Source organism: Halomonas sp. M4R1S46 (assembly GCF_025725685.1).
In the GTDB taxonomy this organism is placed as follows: domain Bacteria; phylum Pseudomonadota; class Gammaproteobacteria; order Pseudomonadales; family Halomonadaceae; genus Halomonas.
The window spans coordinates 2,192,585-2,216,096 of sequence record NZ_CP107008.1; the positions used below are offsets into that span (position 1 = coordinate 2,192,585).

At 56.4% G+C, this 23,512-nt stretch carries 23 protein-coding genes and 2 pseudogenes; 3 read left to right on the forward strand and 22 right to left on the reverse strand.

Annotated elements, in window-relative coordinates:
• Positions 1-8: 8 nt before the first annotated feature.
• The 11 genes and pseudogenes from gmd to OCT48_RS10415 form a co-directional block, all read right to left on the reverse strand.
• Positions 9-1,127, reverse strand: coding sequence for a GDP-mannose 4,6-dehydratase (gmd, locus tag OCT48_RS10365; protein ID WP_263589095.1), 1,119 nt, complete (start codon positions 1,125-1,127; stop codon positions 9-11).
• 17 nt (positions 1,128-1,144) lie between these two features.
• The gene (locus OCT48_RS10370) at positions 1,145-1,744 is read right to left on the reverse strand and encodes a WcaF family extracellular polysaccharide biosynthesis acetyltransferase (RefSeq protein ID WP_318152488.1); all 600 of its coding nucleotides are present in this window, start codon (positions 1,742-1,744) and stop codon (positions 1,145-1,147) included.
• Positions 1,683-2,798 carry a glycosyltransferase family 4 protein gene (locus tag OCT48_RS10375; RefSeq protein WP_263589096.1) on the reverse strand — a complete coding sequence of 372 codons (1,116 nt, stop codon included), beginning with the start codon at positions 2,796-2,798 and terminating at the stop codon, positions 1,683-1,685. The genes OCT48_RS10370 and OCT48_RS10375 overlap by 62 nt, the downstream gene beginning before the upstream one ends.
• Before the next feature lie 232 nt (positions 2,799-3,030).
• Positions 3,031-3,837, reverse strand: coding sequence for a sulfotransferase domain-containing protein (locus OCT48_RS10380; protein WP_263589097.1), 807 nt, complete (start codon positions 3,835-3,837; stop codon positions 3,031-3,033).
• A gap of 182 nt (positions 3,838-4,019) precedes the next feature.
• Positions 4,020-4,910: pseudogene (locus OCT48_RS10385) on the reverse strand (transposase); the annotation flags it as partial.
• Positions 4,909-5,859, reverse strand: a complete 951-nt coding sequence (locus OCT48_RS10390) for an IS481 family transposase (protein ID WP_263589099.1) — start codon at positions 5,857-5,859, stop codon at positions 4,909-4,911. The gene OCT48_RS10390 and the pseudogene OCT48_RS10385, both read right to left, overlap by 2 nt.
• A 137-nt stretch (positions 5,860-5,996) precedes the next feature.
• Positions 5,997-6,620, reverse strand: a complete 624-nt coding sequence (locus OCT48_RS10395) for a transposase (RefSeq protein WP_263589100.1) — start codon at positions 6,618-6,620, stop codon at positions 5,997-5,999.
• 40 nt (positions 6,621-6,660) lie between these two features.
• The gene (locus tag OCT48_RS10400; protein ID WP_263589101.1) at positions 6,661-7,260 is read right to left on the reverse strand and encodes an IS110 family transposase; all 600 of its coding nucleotides are present in this window, start codon (positions 7,258-7,260) and stop codon (positions 6,661-6,663) included.
• Between the two features lie 216 nt (positions 7,261-7,476).
• A pseudogene (locus OCT48_RS10405) lies at positions 7,477-8,490 on the reverse strand (IS30 family transposase).
• Between the two features lie 294 nt (positions 8,491-8,784).
• A complete protein-coding gene (locus tag OCT48_RS10410) occupies positions 8,785-9,957 on the reverse strand; it encodes a hypothetical protein (RefSeq protein ID WP_263589102.1) in 1,173 nt (390 codons plus the stop codon).
• On the reverse strand, positions 9,950-11,128 hold the full coding sequence (locus OCT48_RS10415; RefSeq protein ID WP_263589103.1) for a hypothetical protein: 1,179 nt from the start codon (positions 11,126-11,128) through the stop codon (positions 9,950-9,952). The genes OCT48_RS10410 and OCT48_RS10415 overlap by 8 nt, the downstream gene beginning before the upstream one ends.
• A gap of 176 nt (positions 11,129-11,304) precedes the next feature.
• Between OCT48_RS10415 and OCT48_RS19585 the strand changes: the two genes are divergently transcribed.
• On the forward strand, positions 11,305-11,616 hold the full coding sequence (locus OCT48_RS19585; protein ID WP_412031002.1) for a helix-turn-helix domain-containing protein: 312 nt from the start codon (positions 11,305-11,307) through the stop codon (positions 11,614-11,616).
• A gap of 205 nt (positions 11,617-11,821) precedes the next feature.
• Here OCT48_RS19585 and OCT48_RS10420 read toward each other — a convergent pair whose 3' ends face one another.
• From OCT48_RS10420 to OCT48_RS10435, 4 genes are all read right to left on the reverse strand, one after another.
• On the reverse strand, positions 11,822-11,974 hold the full coding sequence (locus OCT48_RS10420) for a four helix bundle protein (protein WP_412031043.1): 153 nt from the start codon (positions 11,972-11,974) through the stop codon (positions 11,822-11,824).
• A gap of 88 nt (positions 11,975-12,062) precedes the next feature.
• Positions 12,063-12,980: a sulfate adenylyltransferase subunit CysD gene (gene cysD, locus OCT48_RS10425; protein WP_263589105.1), complete on the reverse strand. Its 918-nt coding sequence runs from the start codon at positions 12,978-12,980 to the stop codon at positions 12,063-12,065.
• 102 nt (positions 12,981-13,082) lie between these two features.
• Entirely contained in the window at positions 13,083-13,916 is an 834-nt protein-coding gene (gene cysQ, locus OCT48_RS10430; protein WP_263589106.1) for a 3'(2'),5'-bisphosphate nucleotidase CysQ, read from the reverse strand.
• A complete protein-coding gene (locus OCT48_RS10435; protein WP_263589107.1) occupies positions 13,913-14,737 on the reverse strand; it encodes a lipopolysaccharide biosynthesis protein in 825 nt (274 codons plus the stop codon). Before OCT48_RS10435 ends, cysQ begins: the two co-directional genes overlap by 4 nt.
• 94 nt (positions 14,738-14,831) lie before the next feature.
• On the opposite strand from OCT48_RS10435, the gene OCT48_RS10440 reads away from it, so the two are divergent.
• Positions 14,832-15,782 carry an IS481 family transposase gene (locus tag OCT48_RS10440; protein WP_263589108.1) on the forward strand — a complete coding sequence of 317 codons (951 nt, stop codon included), beginning with the start codon at positions 14,832-14,834 and terminating at the stop codon, positions 15,780-15,782.
• Here OCT48_RS10440 and OCT48_RS10445 read toward each other — a convergent pair.
• The 7 genes from OCT48_RS10445 to OCT48_RS10470 form a co-directional block, all read right to left on the reverse strand.
• Positions 15,733-16,284 (reverse strand): lipopolysaccharide biosynthesis protein, encoded by a 552-nt coding sequence (locus OCT48_RS10445; protein ID WP_263589109.1) that lies wholly within the window; start codon positions 16,282-16,284, stop codon positions 15,733-15,735. The two genes, OCT48_RS10440 and OCT48_RS10445, sit on opposite strands and share 50 nt — an antisense overlap.
• Before the next feature lie 92 nt (positions 16,285-16,376).
• Positions 16,377-16,898 carry an SLC13 family permease gene (locus tag OCT48_RS19510; RefSeq protein ID WP_318152489.1) on the reverse strand — a complete coding sequence of 174 codons (522 nt, stop codon included), beginning with the start codon at positions 16,896-16,898 and terminating at the stop codon, positions 16,377-16,379.
• Positions 16,892-18,139, reverse strand: a complete 1,248-nt coding sequence (locus OCT48_RS10450) for an SLC13 family permease (RefSeq protein ID WP_318152490.1) — start codon at positions 18,137-18,139, stop codon at positions 16,892-16,894. Before OCT48_RS10450 ends, OCT48_RS19510 begins: the two co-directional genes overlap by 7 nt.
• A gap of 285 nt (positions 18,140-18,424) precedes the next feature.
• Entirely contained in the window at positions 18,425-18,802 is a 378-nt protein-coding gene (locus OCT48_RS10455) for a four helix bundle protein (RefSeq protein ID WP_263589110.1), read from the reverse strand.
• A gap of 143 nt (positions 18,803-18,945) precedes the next feature.
• Positions 18,946-21,135, reverse strand: coding sequence for a polysaccharide biosynthesis tyrosine autokinase (locus tag OCT48_RS10460; protein ID WP_263589111.1), 2,190 nt, complete (start codon positions 21,133-21,135; stop codon positions 18,946-18,948).
• A gap of 64 nt (positions 21,136-21,199) precedes the next feature.
• Entirely contained in the window at positions 21,200-21,637 is a 438-nt protein-coding gene (locus OCT48_RS10465; RefSeq protein WP_263589112.1) for a low molecular weight protein-tyrosine-phosphatase, read from the reverse strand.
• Complete coding sequence (locus OCT48_RS10470) at positions 21,637-22,767, reverse strand: polysaccharide export protein (protein ID WP_263589113.1); 1,131 nt, start codon at positions 22,765-22,767, stop codon at positions 21,637-21,639. Before OCT48_RS10470 ends, OCT48_RS10465 begins: the two co-directional genes overlap by 1 nt.
• A gap of 378 nt (positions 22,768-23,145) precedes the next feature.
• Between OCT48_RS10470 and OCT48_RS10475 the strand changes: the two genes are divergently transcribed.
• Positions 23,146-23,463 carry a hypothetical protein gene (locus OCT48_RS10475; protein WP_263589114.1) on the forward strand — a complete coding sequence of 106 codons (318 nt, stop codon included), beginning with the start codon at positions 23,146-23,148 and terminating at the stop codon, positions 23,461-23,463.
• The last annotated feature ends 49 nt before the right edge of the window (positions 23,464-23,512 follow it).

The following is a 23,512-nucleotide window of genomic DNA, read 5'->3' on the forward strand; positions in this document are numbered from 1 at the left end:
TCATGGCATCAAGCCTCCCTGGCAACTTGGACGTCATAGCCGTGTGACTTGAGCAGGGCATGGCGCCTCGCGGCGTCGAGGTCGCTGGCAACCATCTCGCTGATCATCTCCTCGACGGTGGTTTCCGGCTCCCAGCCCAGCAGTTCCTTGGCCTGGGTCGGATCGCCCAACAGCGTTTCGACCTCCGCGGGGCGGAAGTAACGCGGATCCACTGCCACGACCACGTCGCCCTTCTTGACCGCCGGCGCCTTGTCGCCAAATACCTGCTCTACGATGGCCTTTTCTTCAACGCCCTCGCCTTCGAAGCGCAGTGTGATACCCAGCTCCTGGGCCGTCAGGCGGATGAATTCGCGAACCGAGATCTGCTTGCCGGTGGCGATGACGAAATCGCGCGCTTCCTCCTGCTGAAGCATAATCCACTGCATTTTCACGTAATCGCGAGCATGCCCCCAGTCACGAAGTGCATCCATGTTCCCCATGTAGAGGCACTGCTCGAGGCCTTGAGCGATGTTCGACAGCCCCCGAGTTACCTTGCGGGTAACGAATGTTTCGCCACGACGTGGCGACTCATGATTAAACAGGATGCCATTGCATGCGTACATACCATATGACTCACGGTAGTTTACTGTGATCCAGTAGGCGTACAGCTTTGCCACCGCATAAGGAGAGCGAGGATAGAACGGCGTAGTTTCCCTCTGAGGAGTTTCCTGCACCAACCCATATAACTCGGAAGTAGAAGCTTGATAAAAACGAGTCTTTTTCTCTAGCCCCAAAAACCGGATAGCTTCCAGCAACCTCAAGGTACCTAAAGCATCGACATCAGCCGTATATTCAGGAGACTCGAAACTTACAGCCACATGAGATTGCGCTGCCAAGTTATAAACCTCATCCGGCTGCACTTCAGAAAGAATGCGGGTGAGGTTGGAGGAGTCTGACAGATCGCCATAATGCAGAACAAAATTTCGATTAGAAACATGCGGATCTTGGTAAAGGTGATCAATACGCTCAGTATTGAAAAGTGAAGCACGGCGCTTAATGCCATGAACTTCATAACCCTTATCAAGAAGAGCCTCCACCAGATAAGAGCCATCTTGCCCTGTAACACCAGTAATAAGAGCCTTTTTCATACTACCTCCTTTTGATATTAATTTCCACCAGCTTCGCGCACTTTGATAGGCCTCGCAGGAGTTCCCATATATATATACCCTGACTTCACATCATGAAAAACAGAGCTCCTTGCTCCAATAACTGAATTCTCATTAACAATTACACCAGGAGAAATAAAGACATCAGCAGCAACCCAAACACTATCTTTTATGACAATTGGCCTTTGGTAAATAGCAAAATCTATCTTGGTTTCGTCATGACTTCCTGTGCACAAATATGAGCGCTGTGATATAACAGAATTTTTACCTATAACAATATCCCCAAGATTATAAAGTTCAACATTATCTCCAACCCATGAATTATCGCCAATCATCAGCTTCCATGGGTATGTCACGCGAACAGTTGGACGAATTATTACTTTTTTACCAATTTTTGCACCAAAGATACGCAAGAGAAACACCCTCCAAGCGTACATAAACTGAGGTGAAGTGGAAAACAAGCAAGATTGCACAACCCACCAAAGTTGACACCAAAATGCGGATCTCCCCCTAAAACCAGGAGGAAGCTTAAACAGATCAAGCCTCTGCATCACGCATCTCCCTTGCCAAACGAACCAATGACTTATTTGATTCTTCATAAAACTGGTGAAATCTTTTTCCCCTAGCACGCCGTTGATCTAGCGATCTTACTTGATTGATATTTTCTTTTAAATATTCCACAACTTTCTCTACCCATGCCTCTTCGTCAGATAATGGGAATGAGAACCCATTAAGATTTTTTATTGAGTCTCTCATACAACCAGCTTCTGTACCCATCAAGAATACACCATGCTCAGCTGCCTCGTATAAAACAAGGGGCTCTGCTTCGTTTCGATATTTAGATGGGAATATAAAGACATCAAGACTTTTAAAAAAATCTTCTTTCTTTTGCCCATAAACTGGACCCAAGTATGATGCATTAGGACAATTATCAATTAAGGAAAATATCAGTTTTTCTGCAGCTTCATCATGAAATGGGCCGGCAACTTTTGCACGAAATTGAATCCCTAAGGCATCAAGTTTTCGACAAAGTTGACAAAAAACACCTACACCTTTGTCATTTGAAAGATTGGCCAAATGCCCAATAATCAAAGATTCTTTTTTTTCTCCAATTTCACCATAATCAACACCCTTATCTTCTTCTAAATTTTTCCTGAAAAATGATGAATTCGACAGAATCCTAACATTATCTTCCTTAACATTGTATAGCTGTTGTAGATTTGATGACATCTTGTCACCTAACACTACGTGAACAGCTCTCTTACCTGCCAGGCTTGATAACAAAGAAAAAACAAGACTCTTTCTGTTTAGATAACTGAAAGAGTGATGGTGGATATAAATTCTTTTTCGGAACATTCTGCATAACATCAAATACAACACATCATATACTTGACCAACTCCACCATTAATTGGTCGGTAAACAGACTTATGCTTAGCAGACATCAAAACATAAAAAAGCTTCGCTAACATTCCTAGCGAGTACCCCCCCTTATAAAACACCCATCTTCTAGTGCCAAACAGACAATTTTGTTTGGATGGCACGGTGTTAATAACTTTGATATTGCTTTCTACGCTTGACAGAAAGTTAAAAACATCTTGATTAACCTTCGACATGCCATGGACTGGAGGAGGAAAGTCTGCAAGAAATATCATATTTATCACACTTCATTCTATTAGGCGATACCAGTATTAGTATTCGCCAAGGTTGTAAGAACTTCAAGCCACTTGATATCAACTTATCAATGTGCTGACAAAGCACATAAAAAAGTCCATGAAGAGAGTTTCTATAAATTATAAACCTGAACTCAATAACGCACTATATCATAACTCTCAGCCTTGATTTATTGCAATTGCGCGAAGACGCCCCAAACATCTGATGCATAAATTATCTATACACTATTAATTTTTTATCTTCAAGCGCATTGTATACATGTGAGCTTTTCTCATAAATGATTTTACAGACATTGTCAGATAAATTTTTACGATCTTTTTTATCTCCTACGAAATTATAATTCTCGTTTTGCGCATAGGGATCACCCTGTTTTTCCAAAACCCTTTTCATATTCTCTTTACTTGATTTCTCAATGGCAGTACTAAGAGAATTCTGGAAAACAGGTTTTTTTAACTCGAAGAAGAGGAGCTCCATCGCACTAACTGGGTTATCAAGCAAATCCTTGTAATTTACAAATAGTGTTTTTTTTTGGCATTCCCTTTGCAACCAGCTATTGTGAAAATAACACCAAGAATCTACACCATATTTCCAGTGGCTTATGAAGCTTTCCTCGTCTTTAAACCTTTTCCCTTTTTCATAAATCATGTAATCGTAATATGAACGAAGAGTCTTTACTGGCTCTCTATATAAGACCACCGCATCAAAGTTGTAAAACTTACCCACACTGGGGAAGTGTGTTTTTAATGACTTAAACTTCAGCCGAGAACCCGACATATGCTCTTTCGGAGCCCTGAGGGGTGGGCAAGCATGAGAAACATTATGGAAATCAATTTCATCATAAATTTTTCCCGACATCTCATTTATATAGTTTGCAAACAAAAACCTCAACCAAGTATTACCTGACTTGGGAAAGGAAGCAAGAATAAAATCCTCATCATTATTGAATGCTGATACTTTCTCCATATAAGACCGCGCATTCTTCTCAGTATGCAATAAAATATTATTCACTTTCGTCTTCATTAAATCTCTCATTTTACTCACCGATTAACTTTTACTATTTCCCGGTTCGAAGGTAGTTTAGTAACTGTCTATCGACTACCCTATCTGTCAACGTAGTTGTCACCTAAACGGATTGAGAGGTGGTCAACATGCGTTACCCCGCAGACGGTAGTTGTCAAGCAAGTTGTCGTCTCTGAGTTCATTCACGCCGCCCGTTTTTCTGGTTCGGACGTGGTGACGTGCAATTCCCGCTCCGGGTTGAGCGAGACAGTACCGATGGGCGTCCAGTTGCGGGTCTTGCCGCTCCAGCGGGCCGGGTTGGCCTCACGCGCCGCCTGATTGATAGCGTGGCGTTTGACCAGCACCTCGGCGTCCTGGCCCGCATGGCGTTGTGCCGGCGTCACCAGGCGGATGCCGCTGTGCCGATGCTCGTGGTTGTACCACTGGACGAAACCATGCCCCCACTGCCTGGCAGCGTCGAGGTTGGCGAAGCCGTCTGCCGGGTAACAGGGCCGGTACTTGCAGGTGCGGAACAGCGACTCCGAGTACGGATTGTCGTTGCTGACCCGTGGCCGGCTGAACGACGGGGTGATGCCGGGATCATGCAACTTCTCCAGCAGCGTCGCACCCTTGAACGGGCTGCCGTTGTCGGCGTGCAGCACCAGGGGCTGGTCGCTCACCTGCTCCGCCAGCACAGCACGCTCCAACACAGTACGCGTGTTGTGGGCCGATTCGGCCAGAAACACCTCCCAGCCGGTGATCTTGCAGCTGTAGATGTCGAGCAGCATCACCAGGTAGTAGTGCTGGCCCTTGATGGGCCCGCCGAGCCACGTCGTATCCCACGTCCAAATCCGGTTCGGCGCGGTGGCAAGGTAGGTCGTGGGCCTCGCGTGGCGCTTGGGCGGTTTAGCGCGGCCGCGGTGGACGACCTCGCGGTGTTTATGCAGGACGCGATAGAAGGTCGAGGGCGAAGCCAGATAGCGCGCCTCGTCATCGAACAGTCGCACCACGATCTGCTCCGGCGGCAGGTTGGCGTATTCCGGCCGGTGGCATACCTCGAGGATCTCCTGCTCCTCGGCCGGTGTCAGGGCGTTAGCTGTGTAAACCCACCAGGTTGTTCACGGAAAGCCTCAGCCGGCTAACCGGAGGCCGATAATCCAGACTGGCATGTGGCCGATGCCAGTTGTACTGATGAAGCCAGGCAGGCAGATGCCTGCCTCGCTCCTCCGAGCTGATGTATGACCGGGCGTAGGCCCATTCCCGCAGCGCGGTCTGAATGAACCGCTCTGCCTTGCCATTGGTGCGGGGCGTATAGGGTCGAGTGCGTTTGCGCTTCAGTCCCAGACGCCGGCACAGGCGGCGGAACGGCTTGGATTTGTAGCATCCACCATTGTCGGTCAGCACGCGCGAGAAGCGAATGCCCAGGTTCCTGTAGTAACGCACGGCCTCCAATAGGGCATAGCACGCACTCCAACCGGTTTCATCGGGATAGCGGGTGCCGAAAGCGACCCGCGAGTGATCGTCGATGGCGATGTGAACATATTCCCAGCCGGCGCCCCGCGTGTTCTGCTGGCGATCGCCGGTGACACGATGCCCTGGGCGTTCGAAGCGGCCGAGTTTCTTGATGTCCAGGTGCAGTAGATCTCCCGGCGCGTCATGCTCGTAACGATTCACGGGACGGGCAGGTGTCAAGGCCGAGAGACGATTCAGCCCCTCGCGTTCGAGGAGCCGTGCGACCGTGCTGTGTCCGATCCCTAACCGCTCGGCGATCTGGCGGTAGGTCTGGCGCTGCTGGCGACGCTCGAGGACCTGCTCGCGAACCTCGGCAGGGACCGCATGAGGGCAGCGACGGGGACGAGAAGAGCGGTTCTGCAGCCCGGCCTCACCCTCTTGCCGGTAGCGGCGCACCCACTTGTAGACCGTCCTCACACTGACACCTTGCGCCTGGGCGACCTCCTCGGGCCGGAGCCCTTCGTCAACGACTCGGCGGACCAGCAGGGCTCGACCATGCGGTGTGAGACGGGCATTCTTATGGGTGTTCATCCGGGCCTCCTGGAGGTTGGTTTGGGTCGCACCTCCAATTGTCCGGGTAGGTTCCGGATGAACAACCTACCGAGAGATCACAGTTAGCGGGCACCGGCCGCTCGGCAAAAGGGCGCTGATCCTCCTGGAGGTCGCCGTCACGCGTCCAACGTTGATAGGTGCGGGCGGTGAGCCCCAGCGCACGACAGGCGGGCTCGAGACGGGCGCCGTTGGCGCGAGCCTTGTCGATCAGCTCGACAGCGTGTTGGCGATCCGGGCCACTGATCATTCGTCCTCGTCCCCCAGATCGCCCGGGCCTTTTTTCGCAGCGTCAGCAGGGCTGCGGTTTCGGCCAGGGCGGCCTCCTTGCGCTGGAGTTCGCGTTCCAGCTCCCGGATGCGCTTGCGCTGCTGCTTGGCGTCATCGGCCTCACGCCGACGCTCCTCGTGGGACAGGCTGGCGGCCTGCTCACAATCATGGCGCCACCGCTGGAGCTGTTCGGGATACAGACCACGGCGCCGGCAATACTCGGCGACTTCCTCGGCATTCATGGCCGCGGTCTCGACCACGGCGGCGAACTTGTCTCGGGAGGACCAGCCTTCACTCCCCTGGTCAGAGGCATCGGGTAGGCAACGCTCTTCGGCACGGGCTTCCTTGCGCCACTTGTAGATGGTGGCAACGGAGATGCCTTCCTGCTCGGCGACCTCCTGAGCGGTCAGGTTATGAGGTGGCAGCAGCCTGGCGACCACGGCTTGTCGGCGTTCCTCGGAGTAGCGAGGCATGAGCGGCTCCTATCGCCCCCTGGATTTTAAGAACAGGGTATCAGAGGGCACGACACTCATCCTGACACTGGGGGTCGTCGAGGTAGCGCAGGTCGTCGGCGAGTCCCGCCAGCAGGATCCGGAAGTCGTCGGTCAGGCCGTTCTCGGCGTCCTCCAGCCAGCGCGGCATGGCGGCTCGCAGCTGGCCAATACCGGTGGGCGCCACCAGGCCGTACTCGCCCACCAGACCGCGAATCTGGTTGGCCTTGGCGGTGCGCTGCTGGACCAACTCGCTGCGGATGCGATGCGCCGCCTGAATGTCCTGCTGCGCTACCGTCTTGACAGCCACGAAGCGCATGTGAGGACGGCTCATGGCCTCGCAGATCGCCTCGGCATCCACGCGGTCGTTCTTGTTGCTCTTGACGTAGGGCTTGACGAACTGAGCGGCGATCAGCTTGACGTGATAGCCGCGTGCCCAGTAATGGGATGAGGCGCAGGCTTCCATGCCGATCTCGGCGCCCACAGGGACGCGTTTGGCGATGGCATCCAGCCACTTGTCGCGCTTGTACTTGCCGCACCACGCGACCTGATCATGACGATCCACGCCATGCACGTGGAAGACGGACTTCGCAATGTCGACACCAACACGTGTAATGTTCATGGGAGGGTCTCCTCAGCCGGTGGCCTCACCCTCTCAGAGTGGCGCATCGGCGCCGGAGAGGGTGGGGAGGACTCCATCCCATTGTTTATGCAGCTTGATGTCCATGTCTCTGCTCCCGGATGAACTGCTGTAGAAGCTCTCTGGCTGCCAGCAGAGGATAACTCCTATAGCTCATCTGATCATCAGGGACGGCGGTCTCAAGTTCCAAGCGCAACGCTATTGAAGGGTGCTCGGTCCACCGACGGATTTCTTGAGCACCTCGGCGTAAACTTCCAGCGGCGTTCGCCAGTCCAGTGTCTTGCGCGGCCGGGTGTTCAGTGAATCAGCGATCTCATCGAGCTCTTCCTGGCTGTAGACCGACAGATCCGTGCCCTTTGGCAGGTACTGCCGCAACAGCCCGTTGGTGTTCTCATTGGACCCCCGCTGCCATGGGCTATGCGGATCAGCGAAGTAGATCGCCGTACCGGTCTTCTGAGTGATCTCGGCATGCTTCATCATCTCTCTGCCTTGGTCGTACGTCATGGACAGGCGCAGAGAGCGCGGCACTTCATTGAGCTTGTCACTGAAGCCGACGGCCGCCGCCGTCGCCGTGGTGCCGTCCACTTTCGCCAGGATCACCAACCGTGTGGTCCGCTCCACCAGCGTACCGACGGCGGAGCGATTGTTGGCGCCAATGATGAGATCGCCTTCCCAGTGGCCAGGCATCAGGCGATCTTCGATCTCCGGCGGCCGCATATGGATGCTGACCAGCTCGGGGATCTGCTGGCGTCGATCCTTGCCACGACTGCGTGGACGACGCTTGCCGTTGCCCTGCCGTAAGCAGGCGATGAGTTCCTTCTTGAGGCTGCCGCGAGGCATCACATAGAGCGCGTTGTAGATGGCCTCATGCGAGACCTGGCGACGTGAATCGTTGGGAGACATGCGCTTCAGTGTGCGGGCTATCTGCTCCGGTGACCAGTACTTGCGCAACAGATAGACCACCACCTCGAAGAGCTCCCCGTCGGGATGCAGCTTGGGGCGCTGACGTGACCGATGTCACGTCAGACGGGCCCGGTAACCCGCCAGGCCGGCATCATAGCCCTTGATGGGATCGACCGTGTGACGAGCGATTTCTCGCGACACTGTGCTCGGTGCACGGCCCAAGTGAGTGGCGATGGCCCGGATCGAGTGCGTGGCGCGCATCATCATAATGGCGGCTCGGTCTTCGGCGGTGAGGTGGCGGTAGCAAATGGTCATGGCAACACCGTACCTGATGGGTCACGTGTTGCACTTGCTCATTGAGACCGCCGACCCTACAGGTACTTCAGTTATGGGGTGGCAGCAGTTTGGCGACCACGGCTAATCAGCGTTCCTCGGAGTAGCGAGGAATAAGCGGCTCCTATCGCCCCTTGGATTATAAGAACAGGGTTTCAGAGGGCACGATTCATCCTGACACTGGGGGAAGGAGACCATATATACACTTGGTTATTGAGACCGCCAAGCCAGGTGACCATTACAATATCGACCATGCATTTATTATTTAGCTTAGACTCGCACCTTGAGAAAGGATAAAAAATATGGAAGAAAGAGAAGCAGTGAATAAGCAATAGATATACCCAGCAAACTATTTTCTAACAATGAGAAGGACAAAATAACAAGCGAGAACAAAGCACTAACCGAAAGCAAAAACCAAACCCCTTTGGTCTTTATCGAGATATTTGCCACGTTTAAAAAAATATAAAATATACAGCAGAGCAGAGAAAAAACATAAAATGTTAAAAACAACTCAACATCAAATCCACGAAAAAAAATATATATAAACTCGTACTCGACAAATATAAAAAAAGAAAATACTATCAAGCTTGCAAAAAGTGACAACACAGAGAAACCTAGAACCCATTTTCTATAAATTTTAGTCAACTCACTTTGTTCACCCTCATACACCAACTTGCTTATAAAAGGGAGCGCTACAAAACTCAAACTTGACGCTATAAACAAACTGGAAAACCCCACCCTGAAGTTAGCATTAAAAGACGAGGCATACTCCTTAGAAAGGAACAGAGAGATCACTATTGGCGACGACCAGTAGGCAACATTATTATAAACTTGTGAGCAAAAGAAGTTTTTTCCTTTCTCTTTTATTTCAGGCAAAAAAATGTCAACTTTTTTTTCTTCACAACCACCTTGCACTTTTTTAAATGTATAAAATATTAGTAGCGCAAAAAATGCAGCTAACAAGGAATGCGATAAGTAATCACTTGAGCTAGTCACCTTGAAATAAAGGCACACCCCCCCAATAATATATGGATAAAAAAACTGCAGAATTGTTGAAAGCTTTATTTTTCCAAGACCTCTATATACCTCAGACATGAAAAATGCTATATATATATTAAGAATCAAACCTAAAAACAAGAACGGGCTTGCCTCAACAAACATTGACAAAAAAAACATAGCAATGAGGAGAGACACAAAATGATAGATATTTTTTTTCAGCAAATAGAAAAATAACGTGAAAGACTGAGATACACTAAGCAGCCTACTAGCAATAACATTCATCATTGCAGTATCCCAGCCCCTTCTTAAGACTGTAGCGCCTAATATTGAGTAAGAAAAAGTAACCAGAAGCTCATTTCCTCCAGAATTTGAATAATAATCGCATGCCAATGCAAATAGCAAAACGAAAAAGGCATTAGACAACCTTAGAGCGTAATTAACCATGATTTTTTTTCTTAGGCAGAATGCGAATAATATAAAAGTAGGAAAAATACATTGAAATAACCGCAAAGGAGTAATACATGATCCTTGTAGAGCTCCTCAAGTTATACTGTAAAGTATAGAAAGTGAATATCAAACAAAACACATAGACGAATACAGCACACAACTTACTTTTTGAAAAAACAACTTGATCGATCAACTTCCAATAGAATCCAGAAAACAAGAAATATACTGATAGATAAGCGACCCCTGTAAGGTAAAGCTCACTTATAGCATTAAAAGGAACATATTCATTAACTCTGACATCCTTAGATCGATCCGCCCAATCTAGCATACTTCCGAGCGCTGGATTAATTGACAAATAAAAATACTCTATATCGTAAGAGAATTTTTCTACAACATATGCAGTTAAAGAATAACTAAAAGATGCAATATAGTTTATCGAAAACATCCACAAATCGATATCAATACCTCTATTTATTAAACCCCAGAAATAAGGCACTAACCCATGAGGTTCAAATCTTCTTAACTGAATAGCCAACATGACAAAAAATAATGAAGAAGCTGCGCAAGAAATAATCTTGGTTGGACCTAGATTTTTATTTGAAAATAACAAATTTGACATTATATAACAAATTGGAACTACAGCCATAAACCTACTCCCATAGCTAAAGAATATAAGAAAAGTTGCGGAGTAAATAAAAAACATGCACAGCTTGCTTTTAACAACCCCATAAATCAAAACCAGAAGAAGAACTGTCAACAATAATCCCAAGGACTTTATTGCTCCGATGTTGGCCGGTATATATTTGCTTCTATACAGTATTGCATCTAAACCATACGATAGAACAAGCATGGACCAAGACAATAGCAATAGGGGGAAAAGGATTTTTTTCTGCCCAGCTCCGGCTTTTAAAAAAACGCTGGCCTGCTTTTGAGTTATACTTTCTTGAATACTTGACTTTCTGAAAACCAATCCCGAAATAGAATCCCCTAGCATGAAAGACACTATTGCTATAAAAAAAACAAATTCTGCATTAACAAAGCTTTTTCGATATAGATCGTCACCCAGCTCAAAAGGCATACCATAAGAAAATGTAAATACATTAAACCCTAAGTATCCTACCAACAACGTAAAAACATAGAACGTTAAAAAAATAAACCCAGTTGACAATAACTTCCTATGACAAACAATGTAAAAAAAATATGCTAAACACGAAAACAAAACATACATATAATCATCAATCCCCTGGATTCATAGAATAACCGCAGCACTTTGGACCGCACGGTAGAGGCAGGAGGGCCAGCGCCGGTACCCTCCCTGCTTTACCGACCAAAGTGACGCAGAGCATGGGATACCAAAAGCTGACCCAGACCCAACGATACCAGATCCACGCCCGCTATGACTTGGGCATCAGCCAGCGCCAGATCGGCAGGGAGTTGGGCATCCATAGCAGCACGATCAGCCGTGAGCTGCGCCGCAACGCCACCGCCAGCGGCTACGACCCCGAACAGGCGCTGTCCCTTAGTGATCACCGCCGCCGCACCTCCTGGAAGTGGACGAGGCACTTGCCCAGCATGATCGCCGCGTCGCCGAACGGCTCCGTGAGGACTCGAGTCCGAAGCAGATCAGCGGTTTCATCGCGCCCTTGGCCGGCGTAGGCTTAAGTCACTAGTGGATCTACTCCTCGATCTGGGTAGACAAGGAGCGCGGTGGTGATCTCTGGCAGCACCTCCGCCAGCCCAAACGGCGCAGCAAGCACAGTGCCCAGGCCAAGAGCGCTTGGCTTAGCAAGATTCCCAACCGTGTAGGTATCGAGCATCGCCCGGCTACCGGACTCCGGCACAGGTATTCCTGTGGGAATACTCAGGAGCCCTGAACACCGCAGGTGCTGCGCTTATTGCTTGAATTCAGGGTCCTAAGTTCGGCACAGGAGCCCTTGGCAATATAGAGAAACTTGGTACGGTCCTTGACGGATGGCCTCGTCATGCCCTCGGCAATATTGCTGGGATCGGACAGGCCGGATCACGTGACCTGATCCTTGAAGCCGAAGTCACGGGAATTGGTAGACTTCCTTCTTCCGTCTTTCTAAATCAACTCCGCCGAATTAGAAGTACCCCTCACGCTTCTTCTTCTCCATCGAGCCAGCCTGATCGTGGTCGATGGCGCGGCCGGAGCGTTCGCTGGTGCGGGTGAGGAGCATCTCCTGGATGATCTCGGGCAGGGTTGCGGCCTTGGATTCCACGGCGCCGGTCAGCGGGTAGCAGCCGAGCGTGCGGAAGCGGACCCACTTCTCCTCGGGCACCTCGCCCTCTTCGAGGGGCAGGCGCTCATCGTCGACCATGATCTGCATGCCGTCGCGCTCCACGACCGGGCGCGGTGCCGAGAAATACAGAGGCACGATGGGGATCGATTCCAGGTAGATGTACTGCCAGATATCCAGCTCGGTCCAGTTGGAGAGCGGAAAGACGCGGATCGACTCGCCCTTGTTGACCTTGGCATTGTAAACACTCCACAGCTCCGGGCGCTGGTTCTTGGGATCCCAGCGGTGGTGCTTGTCGCGGAAGGAAAAGACCCGCTCCTTGGCCCGCGAGGCTTCCTCGTCGCGGCGTGCCCCGCCGAAGGCAGCATCGAAGCCGTGCTTGTCCAGCGCCTGCTTGAGCGCCGCGGTCTTCATGATATCGGTATACTTGGCGCTGCCGTGGTCGAAGGGGTTGATGTTTGCCTCGCGCCCTTCCTCGTTGATGTGCTCGATCAGGTCCATCCCGGCTTCCGCGGCCATGCGGTCGCGAAACTCGATCATCTCGCGGAACTTCCAGGTGGTGTTGATGTGCATCAGCGGGAACGGCGGCGTACCCGGGTAGAAGGCCTTGCGCGCCAGGTGCAGCATCACCGAGGAGTCCTTGCCGATGGAGTACATCATCACCGGGTTGGCAAACTCGGCAGCCACCTCACGAATGATATGGATTGACTCGGCCTCGAGTTGTTTCAGATGGGTCTGGCGTTCGGGGGTTATCTCGGTCATGGGGTATCCGGGAAATTCAGGGCATTGTCGATGAGGGGTTGCTATGAGCTGGAAGCTGGAAGAAAAACCACTCGGAGCCCAGCCTTGGGGTTACTTCCAGCTTCAAGCTTCTAGCTTCAAGCTGGACCGCAGGGCCTCTTCCCAGCGGGTATCGCGTTGGCCGCAGACGATAAAGAAGGGGTTGAGCACGCTCTCCTGCTGGTTGCAGCGCAGCGGCTCGAGTGACTGGGCATTCAGCACTTCCCCGCCAGCGGCGCTAACCACGGCCTGGGCGGCAGCGGTATCCCATTCGCTGGTGGGGGCCAAGCGCGGGTAGAGGTCCGCCTCCCCCTCGGCCACCAGGCACAGCTTCAGTGAACTGCCCATGGAGACGCGCTCGTGCTGGGGCAAGTGAGAACAGAAAGCCTCGAACTCCTCGGAACCATGGGAGCGACTGCCCACCACCTTCCAGGAGGCCTGCTCGGGACCGGGAAGTTCCCTCACCTGAATCGCGGTGGACTTATTGCCCTGTACCTTCCAGGCGCCCTCGCCTGCCTGCCCCCACCAGCTCACCCCCAGGGCCGGCGCATGCACGATACCGAAGACCGGCACGCCGTTCTCGATCAGCGCCACATTGAGGGTGAATTCGACATTCTTCTTGATGAATTCCTTGGTGCCGTCCAGCGGGTCGATCAGCCAGTAGCGCTCCCAGCCTTGGCGCGTCTCGAAAGGGATCTCGCCGGATTCTTCGGAGAGGATCGGCACCCCGGGAGTCAACTCCTCGAGCAGCGCCACCAGGGCATGGTGAGACGCCAGATCGGCCTCGGTCAGCGGACTCTTGTCTTCCTTGGTCTCGATGTCGAAGTCGCGACGGTATATCGCCAACACGTCGAGGCCGGCAGCCTTCACGCCGTCGAGCAGGGCCTGGCGTTGTTCAAGATTCGGGAGTTTCATCATAGTGCCTCCTGGCGATCGATGTGCATCCACTTGAGAAAATTGGGAACGGGCAGCATCCAGATACCCAGCTTGCGCCACACGAATACCAGTGCGGTGAGATTCTGCAGCACCAGCACCATCGCCAGCGCCAAGGCGGCACCCAAGGCCCCCAGTAGCGGAATCAGGATGAAGAACAGGGCGAGCCCCAAGGCATTACAGCTCAAGGCAATATTTCGCATCAGCTTCTCGTGCCCTGTCATATTGAGCAGGAAGCCCACCGAGCCGGTGGCCACATTGACCAATTGTGCCACGGCGATGATGCGCAACAAGTTGGCGCCCTGTGTGAACTCGGCCCCGAACAGGCCGAATACCCAGTGTGGCACCAGCAGACACACCAGTAGCATGGGCGAGGCCAGGGCCAGCCCCAGCAAAACCCCCTTGCGCGCCAGATCGTTCAGGCCCAGAAAATTTCCCTGCCGATAAAGAGTAGCGAAGCGCGGCGGCAGCACGGCGTTGATGACCATGAGGATGAAATTGATCAGCAGTGCCGTTCGCTCTGCAGACTTGAACAGGCCAAGGTCGGCACTACTAAGCAACATGCCGGCGATCAGCACACTCAACACAGTTTGCATGAACTGGGCCAGACTCATGACGAAGAAGGCGCGTGAGCTAGTGACGAACTCCTGTCGCGTTGTCAGCTCATCTCCGCTTTGCAAGTCCTGCCGGCCAAACCAGCGCCATGCCTGCCAGACACCTTGCCCCAACACCAGCCAGGCGGCCAAGGCCATGGCCCAGCCGGCATTGGCGATACCCAGCGGCGAGAGGAAATGCAGAATCAGCACAAGGCCGCTAGCTGTGATCTCTCGGTAGGTTGTTCATCCGGAACCTACCCGGACAATTGGAGGTGCGACCCAAACCAACCTCCAGGAGGCCCGGATGAACACCCATAAGAATGCCCGTCTCACACCGCATGGTCGAGCCCTGCTGGTCCGCCGAGTCGTTGACGAAGGGCTCCGGCCCGAGGAGGTCGCCCAGGCTCAGGGCGTCAGTGTGAGGACGGTCTACAAGTGGGTGCGCCGCTACCGGCAAGAGGGTGAGGCCGGGCTGCAGAACCGCTCTTCTCGTCCCCGTCGCTGCCCTCATGCGGTCCCTGCCGAGGTTCGCGAGCAGGTCCTCGAGCGTCGCCAGCAGCGCCAGACCTACCGCCAGATCGCCGAGCGGTTAGGGATCGGACACAGCACGGTCGCACGGCTCCTCGAACGCGAGGGGCTGAATCGTCTCTCGGCCTTGACACCTGCCCGTCCCGTGAATCGTTACGAGCATGACGCGCCGGGAGATCTACTGCACCTGGACATCAAGAAACTCGGCCGCTTCGAACGCCCAGGGCATCGTGTCACCGGCGATCGCCAGCAGAACACGCGGGGCGCCGGCTGGGAGTATGTTCACATCGCCATCGACGATCACTCGCGGGTCGCTTTCGGCACCCGCTATCCCGATGAAACCGGTTGGAGTGCGTGCTATGCCCTATTGGAGGCCGTGCGTTACTACAGGAACCTGGGCATTCGCTTCACGCGCGTGCTGACCGACAATGGTGGATGCTACAAATCCAAGCCGTTCCGCCGCCTGTGCCGGCGTCTGGGACTGAAGCGCAAACGCACTCGACCCTATACGCCCCGCACCAATGGCAAGGCAGAGCGGTTCATTCAGACCGCCCTGCGGGAATGGGCCTACGCCCGGTCATACATCAGCTCGGAGGAGCGAGGCAGGCATCTGCCTGCCTGGCTTCATCAGTACAACTGGCATCGGCCACATGCCAGTCTGGATTATCGGCCTCCGGTTAGCCGGCTGAGGCTTTCCGTGAACAACCTGGTGGGTTTACACAGCTAGCAATCAGAGAAATACTGCCGTTTTCCATCAGACAGGCGGTGGCAGGCCTACGGATGCCCTTCATAAAGCCGCCCAGCACGAAGGCCACGGTGAAGGCCGGGATGGTCAATGCGATGCCGGGCAAGACGCTGGCCAGCATGGGGGCATCGAACCAGATAGCGAATCGATGGCGCAGCAGAAAGACCGCCACCGCCGCCAATACGCTCAGACTGAAGGACCGGCTCACGGCCCAGCGCAAATAGATCTTGATTGCGCTGGAGGCGTGGTCCTGACCCACATAGCGCATCAAGGCGTTGTCCATGCCATAACGGGCCAGGATGCCCGCGCCGAGATAGACACTCTGGGCCAGGGCGAAGACCCCGACGCCGGCCGGGCCGTAGAGGCGGCCGAGCACCACCACCAGCAGCAGGCCTCCCAAGGCGGCGATACCTCGCGCGATAAAGGTACGGGCCAGAGGGAGAATCAGGTCGCCCTTAAGGCGGTGGGAGAGCTTGGTTAGCATAGTTGGGTTGGGGGCTTGGAGTATGGGGTTTGGAGTTCGGTGTTTGGAGTTCAGCGTTCGGAGTCTGGAGTACAGGGTTTGGGGTATTGGGTTTAAAACGCCCAGACAAATGGGATCAGGGCGACGGCGGTAACACCGACCAGCACGCTCAACGGGAAGCCGATGCGCAGGTAGTCGCTGAACCGATAACCACCGGGACCGTAGACCATCAGGTTGGTCTGGTAGCCCAGCGGGGTCGTGAAACTGGCCGAGGCGGCGACCATGATGGCGATGGCAAACGGCATGAAGTCGACACCTAGTTGATCCGCCACGGCACCGGCAATCGGGAACATCAGCACGGCGGCGGCGTTGTTGGTGATCAGCTCGGTGAACAGCACCGTGTGCGCATAGACCAGCGCCAGCGCCAACCAGGGAGCGGCCACGCCGCCCACCAGCAGTGAGGCGATGGCCCGGGCCGCGCCGGTCTCGGTCATGGCCGCCCCCAGAGCGAACGAGGCGGCGATCACGACCAGCACCTGCAGGTTCACGTAGCGCCGGGCCTTGCTGGCGGTGATGCAACGGCTGGCCAGCATGCCGCCGGCGGCGAGCATCGCCGCCTCCAGGATACTCAGCACACCGAAGCGCTCAGCGACACCATCAGGCCCAGGATGCCCAGCGCCAACGGCGCCTTGCGATAATCCGGCGGCGTGGAGTCGTGCAGCGCGCTGACCAGCAGGAAGTCCTTGCGGTAGCGGTACTGGTCGACGAAGTCCTGGGCCGTCTCCAGAAGCAGGGTATCGCCCACCTGCAACTTGATGTCGCCGACCTTGCCGGGGAGCCGCCGGCCCTCCCGGGAGATGGAAAGGATCACCGCCTGGAAGCACGAGCGAAAGCGCGACTCGCGAATCGTCTGGCCCAGGCCGGCGAAATCCGGGCCGATCACCGCCTCCACCAGGCAGCGCCGATGATGGGCCACGTCCAGCTTGTGCACGTCACCGTTGGCGGGCTTCAGGCCATGCACGCGGCGCAGCTCACGGGCACACTCGGGAGCCCCGATGAACATCAGGATGTCACCGGCCTGCAGGTCGGTATCCGGCGAGACCACCGTCAGCAGCCGCTCGCCACGCTGGATCTCGGCCAGGTAGCCGTGACGCAGGTGACGCAGCCCGGCTTCCTGGATGGACTTGCCCACCAGCGGGCCGGCGGATTCGACCACCACCTCCACGCAGTACTCGCGTGCCTGGTCGAACTGCTCGATGACGCTTTCCCGATCGGGAAGCAGCCGCCCGGCAAACAGCCACAGGAAGGTGCCGCCGATCACCAGTAGCGGCACGCCCACCCAGGCCAGTTCGAACATGCCCAGGGAGATGCCGCGCTCGCTCTGCAGCAGGCCATCCACCACCAGGTTGGTGCTGGTGCCGATCAGTGTACAGGTGCCGCCCAGGATGGCGGCATAGCTCAGGGGGAGTAACAGCTTGGAGGGAGGGAGCTTGAGCCGGTAGGCCCACTCCTGAACCGCGGGGATGAACATCGCCACCACGGTGGTGTTGTTCATGAAGGCACTGAGGCCGCCGGCCGGCACCAGCATGCGCAGCTGGGCGCGTCGAAGCGTGGCCGGCTGACCGAGCAGCCGGTGGGCGATGAACTGGACGGCACCGGTCTCCTTGAGACCAGCGGCGACCACATAGAGGGTGGCGATGGTCATCACCCCGGGGTTAGCGAAGCCCTGCAGGGCCTCGGCAGGGGTCAGCACGCCAGTGATGGCAAGGGCGACCAGGGCCGCCATGAGGATCACGTCGGGGGCGACGCGAGTCAATACGAGCCCTGCCAGTACCGCCACGACGACGGCAATCGAAAGATAAGCATCCCAATCCATGGGTTATCTATCCAGAAGGTAATTGAGCGAAGAAGGAGGCATGGGTCAACGCGGTGCGCGTGGTGCGCAAGTAGCGGGTGAATGTCAGGGAGTGACTGGCATGCCTGTTTTTTGTTGTTTGGGGTAGAGAGTATGGAGTTTAGGGTAAAGAGTTTGGAGTTGAGAGTGTGGGGTACGGGGTAAAGAGTTTGGGGTACGGGGTAAAGAGTTTTTGGTATGGAGTAAAGAGTATGGAGTAGAGAGTTTGGTGTTTAGGGTGTGGAGTACGGAGTGTGGAGTTTGGGGTCAGGGGCGCGGAGTTTGGTTGCGCTTGACCTTTCCCCTTGTGTGTTTGATCAGGCCGCCGAGCTGGGCGAAGACTTGCTCGATGCGTTCCATGATTTCCTGGATGTCGGGCGTTAGCCCGAGGCGCTGGGCGAGCTGGCATTGGGTTTCCAGCTCGTTGAGTGAGCCACGGGCGATGACCAGGAATCGCAGGAACTCGGCGGGGCTGCCTCGGCCGGCGCCTTCGGCGATGTTACTGGGTATCGAAACCGCAGCTCGCCGCATCTGGCTGGTGAGACCGAACTGCTCCGAGGAGGGGAACCGGGCAGTCAGCCTGTACACTTCCTCGACAAGCTGCATGCCCTGTTGCCAAGCGTGAAGGCCGTGATAGCTCCTCACGCCTTACTCCACCCCCTTCACACTGAACCCCTCACCCTATACTCCACACGCTCCACCCCTCACGCCCTACCCCACACTCTCTACCCCTCACTCCCGACTCCACACTCTCCACCCCTCACTCCCAACTCCTCACCCTACACCCCTCACTTATACGAATAGTTGTAGTAGCCGTACCCATAGCTGGTGGCGGCCTTGCGCTCCATGGCGTTGAGGATGGCGCCCTTGACCGTCACGCCGGCGTTTTCCAGCCGTTCCCTGGCGATGGTGATCTCCTTGGCCGGGTTGAGCTGGAAGCGCGCCACCATCAGGGTGGTCCCACACTGCGCGCCGACCACAGAGGCGTCGGTCACGGCCAGTACCGGCGGCGTATCGATGATCACCAGGTCATACCGGGCCTCGGCTGCCTCGATGAAGGCGGTGAAGCGCTCGCCCATCAACAGTTCCGAGGGATTGGGCGGTGCCGTGCCGCGGGCCACGTAATCCAGGCCATCCATCGAGGTGGAGCGGATCTGCGCCTCCGGGGAACTCTTGCCGGAAAGCAGGTCGGAGAGACCGCCTTCGCTGGGATGCCCGAAGGCATGGTGGATGTGGCCCCGACGCATGTCGGCATCCACCACCAGCACCCGCTGCCCGGCCTGGGCGCAAACGGCGCCGAGGTTGACCGTGATGAAACTCTTGCCGATACCCGGGCTGGGGCCGGTGATCATCAGGCGCTTGTTGCCCGCCTCCAGCATGGCGAAGTGGAGGCTGGTGCGCAGCCCGCGCAGGGCCTCCACGCTGGTATCGGCCGGCGCCCGCTCGGCGAGCACGGCGGTGGCCACCGCATTGCCATGGCCATCCTTGCGGCGCTTGATGCGCTTGACCAGTTTGCCCTGCTCCTCGGAGAGGGGCACGGTGGCATAGACGGAAAGGCCGGTCTCCTGGATCTGCTCCGGCGCCTCCACGCCACGGTGGAAGGCGGCCCGCAGCAGCACCCCGCCCACGGCCAGCATACCGCCCAGCAGGGTGGCCACCACCACGATCAGCGGCTTGTTGGGCTTGACGGGTTCCGGCAGGGTGGCCGCCTGGTCGAGGATGCGCACATTGCCCACCGTGCTGGCCTCGGCGATCTCCATCTCCTGCACCTTGTTGAGCAGTTGAACGTAGATCTCCTGGCTCACTTCCACGTCGCGCTGCAGGCGCAGGATCTCCTGCTGGGTTGCCGGGAGACCGTCGATCTGCTCGTTGAGTTTGGCTCGCTCCCGCTCGAGCTGCTGCTTCTTGTCGAGCAGCGCCGCATAGGTCGGGTGGCTCGGGGTGAAGTTGCGCGAGATCTCGGTCTCGGTGAACTCCAGCTCATTGAGCTGGCTCTCGAGGCTCACCAATCGCTCGAGCACCGCCTGGGTCTCGAGGGAAAGATCGACGCTGTCCTGGTCGGTACGGTAGGCGTTCAGGCGGTTCTCGGCCGCCCGCAGGTCGCCGCGCACCTTGGGCACCTGTTCATCCAGGAACTCGAGACTCTTGCGCGCTTCCTCGGATTGGCGACGCACATTCTGCGAGACGTAGATATCCGCCACGGTGTTGAGAGTCTTTTGCAGGGCCTCGGGCTGGGGCCCCGTCATCGACCAATTCAGGATGCCGGTCTCCTGCCCCTGCTCGTTGATGCCCAGCTGGCTGCGCAGGTCGAGAAAGGCGGTCATATGCTTGACGTGGGTGATCTCGAACCGGGCGCCGGGTGCGGCTGCCAGTTCGGTGACCCGCAGCGACACCTCGCCATTCTCGAAACTCTCCAGCTGCCCGGCTTGCCCCTCCCCGAGGCTCTCGCCGTCGTGGAAGAGGCGATAGCGATCGCCCTCCAGCACCTCGAGCTCCAGGGGCTCACCGCGCCAGGCATCGGTCACCGGCATCTCGCTGATGGCGATCTCTTCACCGGCCCAGGTACTCGCCCAGCCGTCGGCGAAGCCCGGCCGCTCGATGCCGTGACGGACGAGGAAATCACCGATCAGCGGCAGCCGCTGCGGCGCGACCACGATATCCAGGTTGAGCAGGTTGACCGCATCCCCCAGCACCATGCGCGAACGGATGATCTCGATCTCGACCTGGGAGGGCGGCTCGCCGCCCAGCATGCTGGTCACGTCGTCCAGCGGGTTCATGCCGGGAGAGTCCTCTTCCACCTGCACCAGGGCCTCGGCCCGGTACACCGGCGTGGCCAGCAGGGCATAGGTCACCCCGATCAAGGCAAAGACCAGCGTCGTGCCGGCGATCCACCACTTGTAATCGAGAAGCAGGCCGAAGAGCCGACCGAGATCGATCTCGTCATCGGCAGGAGAAGGGCTACGGGATGCGTCAGACATGCGAATACCGGTTGAAGATGGAAAAGGGTTATCGGAAACCGAAGCGGAGTGCCTCCGCGGGGATTCACAACTTGCTGGCCCAGCTGGTGGTGGCCTCCCCCAGCAGGCGGTGCACATGCACGAAGGCCTCGCGGCTCTTGCGGTAGGGATCGGGGATCTCGCGTCCCTGGCCGTCATCGAGCCAGCGCCCCAGCAGCATGGTCTTGCCCAGTGCCGCCGGCGAGAGATCGGCCACGGCACGCCGCTGACCCTCGCTCATCACCAGCACCAGGTCGGCGGCTTGCAGCATTTCCGGGGTCAGTTGCCGGGCCTTGTGCTCGCTGACGACCAGCCCGTCGGCCTCGGCCTGCTCGCGAGCCGTGGGATCGACGCCCTGATCCACCAGGGCACCGAGGCCGGCCGAGGTCACCTCTCGGTCCGGCAAGGCACGGCCCAGCATGGCCGCCGCCACCGGGCTACGACAGATATTGCCGATACACACGACCAGGATACGCTGAAACATCAGATATCATCCCGGAGGTCGTTGGCATCCCTCGCCGTGCGAGTGACCTGGTAGATGGACGTCACGGTGGGCAGGAGCTGGTTGATCACGCGGTTCCAGCGACCCAGCGGCGTGGTGGTGACGTAGACGATATCGGTGGGCTGGAGCCGGAACTCGGTGCCCAGCACCATGGCCGTGGCGTTGCGGGCATCCAGCTGGTAGACCGTGGCCAGCTTGTCGCTCTCCTGCGGCTTGCGGCGGATGACGAAGATGCCGCTGGCATCGGCCTGGGCCTCGTCGAAGCTACCCGCCTGGGCCAGGGCGTCGGTCAGGGTCAGGCGCGAGCGCCCCATCGGCAGCGACTGCGGCTCGCCCACCTCGCCCATCACGAAGACCTTCTGGTTGCCCACATCCGGCACATGCAGCACATCGCCATCCTGCAGCAGCAGGTCCTGGGCCAGCTGGCCGTCATTGAGCATGTCATAGAGGGAGAGCGTGCGCGTCTGGCCTTCCCGGGTCAGCTGCACCTCGTGCCAGTTGGCCAGCTCACGGGGGCCGCCCGCCTGGCTGATGGCATCCAGCACGGTCATCGGCACGTTGGTGATGGGCAGGCGCCCGGGCTCCTGCACTTCGCCGGTCACCAGCACCTTCTGCGAATTGAAGCTCGCCACCTTGACCTCTACCTGGGGCTCGGGGATGACCGCCCTCAGACGGCGTGTCAGCGTATCGCGCACCTCCGTCATGGTCATGCCAGCCACCTCGAGACGCCCCACATAAGGATAATAGATGCTGCCATCCTGGTGGACGGTATTGCCGGATTCCTCGGCGCTGCGCTCCCCCCCCGCGGGAATGGTCAGCTCGGGATGTTCATAGACGATGATGCTCAGCACATCGCCCTTGCCGATGCGGTAATCGTAGCCCTCGACCGCGGCACGCTGCTCTTCACCCGCCTGACGCCGCTCGACGCCGGTGTCGGCCGGTTGCTGGGCGTTGATCAGCCCGAGCGTGATGGGTTCGACATCGACCAGATCGTCGATGGGGGCGCTCTCGCTGCGGTAATCCACATGACTGCCGGGAGCGAAGGCGCAGCCGGATAGCCAGGCCGCAGAGCACAGGACGAGCAAGAGGGTACGGGGCGTGGAATGACGCATAAGGGACTGCCTGTAGGGTAAAACGCCAGGACGTTCGGGCACGCTACCGCCCCGGGATACCATGGCTTTCCCCGAGGCCTGTCGCCATATGGCAACGCGCAAGTGTTTGTATGTGCTGAGTGTTGCTAAGCAGCAAGGTAGCGAGTCTACATGACAATCTCGCTGCAGCTCTAGTACTAAAGGCTTAGCTGACCTCATGTGTAAGTGATCTCTTACACGGATGTGAGAAGACTGATATATTTCATGATCATTCCATGAAAAAACTCATCCTCGGCGAGACATCGGCGCGTTCACCGCCTACCATACGAATCGTCGAGACGTTAGGACTGGCTAGCAGCAGCTCTGGCCGCAACACACAACGCGACGGGAGAAAACAGGATGTTACGCAAAACGTTTGCATTGATCGGTATCGTCGGGATGCTGGGCTCACCGCTGGCGAGCGCCCAAACGGAAGGCGGCGCGGGTGCAGCTGGCACCACGGGGGGCGCCGCGGCTGGCGGAGCCGCTTCCAGTGGCGGGCTGGCCGGCATCGGGGCCGCCACCGGCCTCTCCACCGCCGCCTTGACGGGTATTGCCGTTGCCGGGGCCGTGGCCGTCGGGGTCGGCATCAGCTCAATCGCGTCAGACGATGACGATGGCGGCAGCAGCGGTACCTCCGGCACCACTGGCACCACGGGGACGACCGGCACCTTCTGACCATGCCCAATCGTCCTCATGAAGGCAGATTTCAAGGCCGCCTGCGGGC